This window comes from Luteolibacter yonseiensis, from assembly GCF_016595465.1.
Classification (GTDB): domain Bacteria; phylum Verrucomicrobiota; class Verrucomicrobiia; order Verrucomicrobiales; family Akkermansiaceae; genus Luteolibacter; species Luteolibacter yonseiensis.
In genome coordinates, this window is record NZ_JAENIK010000013.1 from 599,451 (window position 1) to 606,838 (window position 7,388).

6 protein-coding genes are annotated in these 7,388 nt (G+C 66.5%); all 6 read right to left on the reverse strand.

The features are described 5' to 3' along the window. Nucleotides 1-182: 182 nt before the first annotated feature. Nucleotides 183-842: a hypothetical protein gene (locus tag JIN84_RS22880; protein WP_200350198.1), complete on the reverse strand. Its 660-nt coding sequence runs from the start codon at nt 840-842 to the stop codon at nt 183-185. 9 nt (nt 843-851) lie between these two features. Further along, entirely contained in the window at nt 852-2,663 is a 1,812-nt protein-coding gene (locus tag JIN84_RS22885; protein WP_200350197.1) for a putative porin, read from the reverse strand. A gap of 18 nt (nt 2,664-2,681) precedes the next feature. Beyond that, complete coding sequence (locus JIN84_RS22890; RefSeq protein ID WP_200350196.1) at nt 2,682-3,395, reverse strand: energy transducer TonB family protein; 714 nt, start codon at nt 3,393-3,395, stop codon at nt 2,682-2,684. 101 nt (nt 3,396-3,496) lie between these two features. Next, nucleotides 3,497-3,901: an ExbD/TolR family protein gene (locus JIN84_RS22895; protein ID WP_200350195.1), complete on the reverse strand. Its 405-nt coding sequence runs from the start codon at nt 3,899-3,901 to the stop codon at nt 3,497-3,499. A 79-nt stretch (nt 3,902-3,980) separates the two neighbouring features. Then, a complete protein-coding gene (locus tag JIN84_RS22900) occupies nt 3,981-5,837 on the reverse strand; it encodes a MotA/TolQ/ExbB proton channel family protein (RefSeq protein ID WP_200350194.1) in 1,857 nt (618 codons plus the stop codon). Nucleotides 5,838-5,889: 52 nt separating this feature from the next. After that, the coding region (locus JIN84_RS22905; RefSeq protein WP_200350193.1) for a ShlB/FhaC/HecB family hemolysin secretion/activation protein at nt 5,890-7,388 on the reverse strand (1,499 nt) is incomplete at its 5' end.

Sequence of the window (7,388 nt, forward strand, 5' to 3'; positions counted from 1 at the left end):
GGTTTTCCCTGTTTCCGGCGGGAAGAGCGCGGGCTCCGGCGGGGGAGCGCGCGCCCTGTCTTTCCATAACTCGGATGATCCGCCGCCGGGGGCGGCCTTGGATCACCTTCATCATGTTTTTGTCATCTTTATGTCATCTTTTAATGATATGTTTTTAAGATATGCTTTCCGGCATGTCACGGTCACGGGGCCTTGCCGGCGGCGGGGGCGGCGATGCGGTTGTCGAGGATCCGGTCCTTGTAGCCCTGGACGAGGTTCTCGACCTTGACGCGGGTGGTGCCGATGAACGGCTCGCGCGCGGCGAGGGCCTTGCCGAGGGAGTAGTTCTCGAACTTGTCGAGGATCTCGGTGGCGGTGTTGAAGAGGGCGATGTTCTTGCGCTCGCGGTCGGCGAGGGTGTTTTTCGCGGCGGTGAGTTCTCCGGCGAGGCGGGCGCGTTCCTGTTCCTTCGCGGTGGCGGTGGCGGCGGCTTTTTCGTAGCCGTCCTTCCATTTGAGGAGGGCTTCCTTGTGCTGGGCGAGGCTGGCGTCGCGGTCGGCGACCTTCTTTTCAAGCGCGGCGGTGGATTGCTCGGACGCGGTCTTGTCGGCGAGGGCTTTCTTTTCGAGGGCGGCGCCGCGTTTCTCGAGCGTCTCGATCTTCGCGGCGAGGTCCTTGGATTTCTGGTCGGCGGCGGCGGCGGCGGCCTGGGCGTTGGCTCCCTCGGTCTGGGCGGTGCGCAGCTGGAGGGTGACGGCGCGGAGCTGCTCGCGCAGCTTGAGGCCCGGATCGGGTTCTTCGGCGGCGTGGAGGAGCGAGGGCAGCGCGGCGCCGAGGAGGAGGATGGCTTTGAGGAGTTTCATGACCGGTTGTTAGAACTTGGCGTTGATGTCGAACTGCAGGGTGTCGGTGCTCAGCGGGGAGCCGATGATCTCGTCGCTGCTCATCCATTTGAGGCCGACGCGCACGGCGGGGCTGACGGCCATGCTGCCGCCGAGCAGGAAGCCCTGGACGTTGGTGCCTCCGCCGCCGAAGTCGGAGTCGGTGAAGCCGTCGACGACCGCGTCGCTCTCGACGTAGCGGTAGCCGAAGCCGGCCTGCCAGTCGCCGAATTGTTCCATGGCGGGCTTGCCGACGGTGAAGGCGAGGTTCCAGGCGGTGTCTCCGCCTTCGAACTCGCCGGCCTTGCCGGCGGAGCCGGGACCGCGGTTGTTGACGGCCTTTTTGCCGATGGCGCCGTTGTCGAAGGCGATGTTCTTGGTGACTTCTCCGGCGAGGGCGAGGCGGACGGGGTCGTAGGCGTCGTATTCGAGCTTGCCGGTGATGGTGAGGTTGCGGAATTCGGAGGCGAGGCCGTAGTACTGGTATTGGTATTTGGTGCCGAAGTCGTTGGCCGCGGTGGGGACGATGTCGCGCAGGGCCATGTAGGTGTTGCCGCGCTGGGCGAAGCCGGGCCGGGTGCCGTCGGTGCTGCCGGCGTCGCTGGCGGTGAGCGGGGTGTAGGGGTCGGACAGCTTGCCCGAGATGTTGCTGAAGTCGTAGTAGGCGATGCCGAACCTGGCGGTGAGGTCGTCGGTGATCTTCCAGTCGATGCCGATCTGCGCGCCGGTGAGCCACTTGTCGGTGCTTTCGAACTTGGAGGGCTGGTTGGAGGCGAAGTTGAAGTCGGTGTTGTAGACGGGGAAGTAGCCGGCGGTGAAGAAGGTGCCGGCCTTGTCGTTGAGCCTGACTTTCCCGCGCACGGCGAGGCCGTCGAAGCCGAGGTCGTCGTCCCACTGGACTTCGCTGGAGAGGAAGGGGTTGTCGAAACGGCCCATCAGGAAGACGAGCTCCTCGCCATCGCCCGGACCGGCGTCGTAGCTGAGGAAGGCGCGGTCGAGCCAGATGGCGTATTTGGAAAAATTCCCGCCGGAGCCGCCGAGCGTCTGGTTGGGCGAGGTCGGGCTGTTGGTGTCGCCGGTGGCGACGCGCAGGCCGCCGTTGAAGCCGTCCCCGAGCATGATGTCGGTGCCGACGCGGGCGCGCAGGCGGGTGCGCTCGCGGTCCTGGTCGACGTTGTATTGCGGGGAGAACTGGGTGCCGGAGGTGTCGAAGGGCGATCCGGTGTTGATGGCGTTGAAGTTGGGGAAGGCGCCGGTGTTGTCGTTGCCCTCGCCGAAATAGACTCCTTCGTAACGGCCGCGCAGGTCGCCGAAGGGGCGGAATTTATCGGTCCATTCCGGGTAGCGTTTCTCGCTCCATTTCTGTTCGCGGGCCTCGGCGAGGAGCTCCTGCTTGATCTCGTCGCGCATGTTGTTCTTCACCACCTCGGGGATGTAGCTGACGCGCATCTCGTCGGCGGTGGGCTCGGGCGGCAGCGCGGCGATGTCGGCGGCGGCCGCGGCGGCCTGCTGGGCTTGCAGCGCCTGCTGTGCCTCGGCCTCGGCCTGTTGGATCATGGCGGCGGCCTCCTCCTTGCCGAGGATGCCTTTTTCCACGAGCCGGGCGATGAGGTTGACGGTGACGTTGGTGGAGGGGGCGGCGGGCTGCTCCTCCGCGGCTCCGGGTGGAAGTACGGGAGTTTCCGTAGCTGGCACGTCTTCGGAGGGGTTGGCGGGCGCGCTGCCGATGTCGGGTTCCTGCGCGTGGAGCGGGGTGCCGAGGGCGAGCAAAAGGGTGGCGGCGATGGGGCGGATGGAAGACATGGGGAACGGGAAAAGGTGTCAGTTGCCGGGCTTGCGGGCTTTGATGCGGATTTTGACGGAGGGTGGCATTTCGGCGGCGCTGGCCGCGGGCGGTGTTTGCAGGCCGGTGAGGACGCGCCTGACGGCCTGGTCGAGATCCGAACCGGCGGAGGAGCCGATGATGCGGGCGCGGGTGATGGTGCCGTCGGCGCCGGGCCAGAACTCGAGGGTCAGTCCGCTGATGACGGCCTTGCGGGTGACCGGGTCGTTCCTCAGGGCGTTCTCGATGGAGGTCTTGGCGGAGAGCGAGTAGCGGGCGTACTTGTTCCCGCCGCCGAGGCCGCCCTTGCCGCCTCCGGCGCGGCCGCCGCCCCCGCCGGCGGTGAGCCCCATGTCGGGACCGTTGCCGCCGGTGATGTTGGTGCCGAGGTCTTCGGACGGCGGGGCCTCCGCCGGTTCGTCCGGCGGCGTCAGGTCGACGGGCTGTTCCTCGACGAGCTCCTCCTCCGGCTTGTCCTCCTGTGGCGGGGGCTCGACCTTCGGTGGCGGCGGCGGCGGCGGTGGCGGCGGCGGCGGTGGCAGCGTGATGGTGACCACTTCCTGGCGCGGCACGGCCTTGCGCGTGTTTTTCCCACCGTTGAGCAAAAAGGAGAAGAGCCCCCCCACCAGCACGACGGCGAGCATGATGCCGATCAGCAAGCGGTGCTTGGACGGCTTGCGCGCGGGCGGCGGGAATGGCGGGCGTGGGGACATGTGGGAGGAAGTGGAGAGTGGATGGTTGATGGTTGAGAGTTGGAGGAAGAAGGCGGAGGCCTGTTCTTCGTTTCGAATTCAATGCTTGTGATTCAGTGCTTCTACTTCGGCGGCTGGGTGGCCAGGCCGATCTGGGTGATGCCCACGCGGCCGAGCACGTCGAGCACGTCCATGACGCCCTGGTACTGGCTGGCGCGGTCGCCGCGGACGACGACGGGCACCTCCGGCGTGGCGGCCTTGATGGCGGCGAGCTTGGTCTCCAGGTCCGCCAGCGTGACGGTGAACGTGTTGAGCTTGATGTTGCCCTGGTTGTCGATGGTGATGGCCTGCGTCTTGGGCGCCTCCAGCTTGGGCGAGGACGCCTTGCTCGCGCTCGGCAGGTTCACCTTCACCCCCTGCACGCCCGCCGTGGTCATGATGATGAAGATGAGCAGCAGCACCAGATAGAGGTCCACCATCGGGGTGACGTTGATGTCGTCGTAGCTTTTGTCGTCGGCGGAGGCCATGGAAGAGGTTGAGGGTTGGAAGTTGATGGTTGATGGTAAGAGGAGGATATAGGTCCCATGGGTCCTATGGGACCTGTCCTCAGTGAGAAGAACCTCCGTTGGTGTCCGCGCCGGCGGCGGGGCTGTGGAACTCGGCCATCTTGGCGACGAACTCGTCGATGAAGACCTGCATGAGGCCCAGCGAGTTCTTGATCCGCCCGTTCAGGTAGCTGTAGATGAACAGCGCGGGGATGGCCACCACCAGGCCCACCACGGTGGCCAGCAGCGCGGAGGCGATGCCCGGCGCGATCGAGTTCACGTTCACCTCGCCGGACTTCGCGATGATCGCGAAGGTGATCATCACACCCACCACGGTGCCGAGCAGGCCGACATACGGACCACCGGCGATGCTGATGGTCAGGTAGACCAGGCCGTCGGAAAGGCGGTGGCTCTCATGCACCAGCCCCGCGTCCAGACTGGCGCGGATGGCCTGGATGGAGCGGCCGTTGAGCCCCTGCCCGCGGGCGTCGCCCTTGTCGAGGCGGTGGCGGATCTCCTCGGAACCGATCTGGTAGATGTGGTAGAGCGGCGACCTCTCGATGAGGTGCTGCTCGTCCTCGCCGGTCTTGCCGCCGAGCGTGCTGATGCTGGACCGGTCGCCGTGGTCGAGCGCGGTCAGGTCGGTGGACAGGTGCTTCCATCGCTCGAGGAAGACCTTGGTGCCTTTTTCAATCGAGTTGAGATAAAGGAATTTCCGGACGGCCACCGTCCAGCCGATGACGATCATGATGGCGCACACGCCGATGGCGATCCAGCCGTCGAACATCATGTTGTTGGCGATGTCGCCGAACAGCGAGAGGTGCTCCATGAGGTGGCTCTGCTCGCCGCCGCCCTCGCCGCCCTCGCCGCCCTCGCCGGCTCCCAGCACCACGGTCCGCTGGGCCGCGTCCGTGGAACCCTGGTTCACCGCGGCCAGCTTGATCCACGCCTCGGAACGCGCGGTGGTGGAGAGCGTGAACTCGTCGACCTCGCCGGCGAACCCGGAGTTCTCCGCGCCGAGCGTGATCGGCGCCGCCAGCGCGGGAAGGCCGGCGGCAAGCGTGGCATACGGCGCGCCGTTGACGAAAAGCTGCAGCTTCGCGCCATCCGCGACGAGCGCAAGGTGGCTCCAGGTATTCGCCGCGACAGGCGCTCCGGCGGCGCTGGCCTGCGTGCCGAGCCTGATCACCGGCACCCCCTGGTTGAGCAGGAGCTGGAAAGAGGACGCACCCTCGCCACGGCTGAGCAGGACCGCGTTGTCCTGCAGCGCGGCGGGCTTGATCCAGGTGGAGAGCGTCAGCGCCTGGCCGGCCTTCCACTCGAGCGACGGCGACTGGGGCAGCGTCACCGGCGTGGCCAGCAGGCGCAGGCCGTTGCCGATGAGCGAGCCCTCCGCCGTGGTCGCCGGGGCCGTCGCGCTGTTGTTGTTCCCCGTGGTGTCGGCCGGGGCCGCGCCACGTCCGGCGAAGTGCCAGACCAGCGCCGTGTCCGCGTCATACGCCTCGGCCGCCTTCGGGCCGGCGTCCGGCGCCGGATTGCCGGAATAAAGATGGATCGTCGTCTTCCCCGACGCCCCGATGTCCGGCACCTTCACCCACACGAACGCCTCGTTGAGCAGGTTGTCATAACTCTCGATCTGGTGGCTGAGCGCCGTCTTCCCGTCCGCGGCGATGAAGCGCAGGTCGCTGCCATCCTCGCGGGCGCTGGCGAACGGGAAGTTCCCGTCCGACAAACGCACCAGCACCGTGGCCGTGCCGGGCGATCCGGGAAGAGCCGCGGCGTCACCCGAGGTGTCGAGCGTGAGCGTCTGGCGCTTCGTCCAGGCGGGGTTCCACCACGCGGCTCCGGCATCGCCGGCGGCGATGCCTGCATGGGCGAGCAGAAGCGAAACGGGGAGAATGAGGGCGGGATGTTTCATGTGGGAAAAATGAGGAAAATGAAGGAGGTCGGCGGATGCGGGCAAGGGGTGGTCAGAAGTCCGCCCAGCCACGGAAGGTCACCCGGACGTCTCCGGACTCCGTGTCCGTCTGGCTGATGAAAGGCACGGCCAGGTCCACCGAGCCGTTGTAATGATCCGCGAACTTGAAGCGCGTCCCAGCGCCCGCGCTGGCCAGACCGAAACGCTTCCGCTGGCCCGGCAGCGGGTCATAAATCCCCACCAGCCCCGCATCCACGAAACCATGGAACCGCCACTCGTTGGGCGTCGTCCCAGGCTTCGCTTCGGACCCGCCGGTGAGCGGCCGCGTGCGGTACTCCACCGTGCCGAAGACACCGTTGTCACCCAGCGACGTCGCCTCCAGGTAACCCCGCACCGTCCCCAGGCCGCCGCCGGAGATCTGCTCGTTGTTCACCAGCGGCTTGTCCGCCAGCTGGTACTGCACCTTGCCGAAAAGCTGCGAATCATCCCGCAGATCGCGCGTGTGCGCCACATCCCCGCGCAGGAACACATAACTCCCGTCCGCGTTGTAACGCTTGTTCGCATAATCCCTCTCCCCGCTGCCGATGCCCCGCAGGTGCAGGTTCAGCGAGGTATTCGCCTCCGTGAACGCCTTCTCCGCCAGCCACGTCGCCCCGTAATTCGCCGAAAGCGGCCAATACTCGATGGCGGTTTCATCGATGGTGAACTGTTTCTTCCCCAGGGAAACGACCTCGTCGGAGAAATGCTTGTAGTCGAGGCCCAGCGACAGCGTCTGGTAAAACTTGTCCTGTGACGGCAGGTCGATGAGCGCCTGCAGGCTCACCGTGTGGCCGCGGCCGATGCTCGCCGAGCCGCCGACGATGGCCACATCGCTGTCCTGCTTGGTGCCCTGCAGCATCAGGCTCACGCTGTCCGAAACCCGCGCCAGATAATAACCCGAGAACACCTTCGCGTCATCCGTGTTTTCCGGGGCCACCTGGAAATTGAAACCACCCGTATGCCCCAGCTGGTAGAGATTGCCATGGCTCAGCGACCCGTTCAACCGCAGCGGCGTCGTGTTCGAACTGTAACGGTTGTTGAGCTCCAGCGAACCATGCAGCGGATTCTTGTCCTCCACGTTCAGATCGATGTCCACCGTCCCCGGCACCACCCCCGCGCGCAGCTCCGGCGTCACCCGGCGGTCCGCCAGACGGTTGAGCGCCACGATCTCCTTCTCCACCCGCTTCATGTCCGGCACGTTCCCCTCCGCCAGCGACGGAGCGTCCGCCTTGATCCGGCTCGGCAGGAAAAACCGCGCGCCATTGACCCGCAGGCGCCCCACCCTCGCCTCCGCCACCTCCAGCCGGATCACCCCGCGCCGCGGATCCTGCTGCGGCACCACCACCGAAACCGTCTGGAAACCGCGGTCGTGATACGCCTTTTCCAAGGCCACCCGCGCCGCCTCCACATCATCCGCCGAACGCCCCGGCCCGAGATACGGATACACCGCCTCCTCCACCGCCAGCCGCGGCAGCCGCGCCGGGCCCGTGACGCGATATTCACGGATGTTGA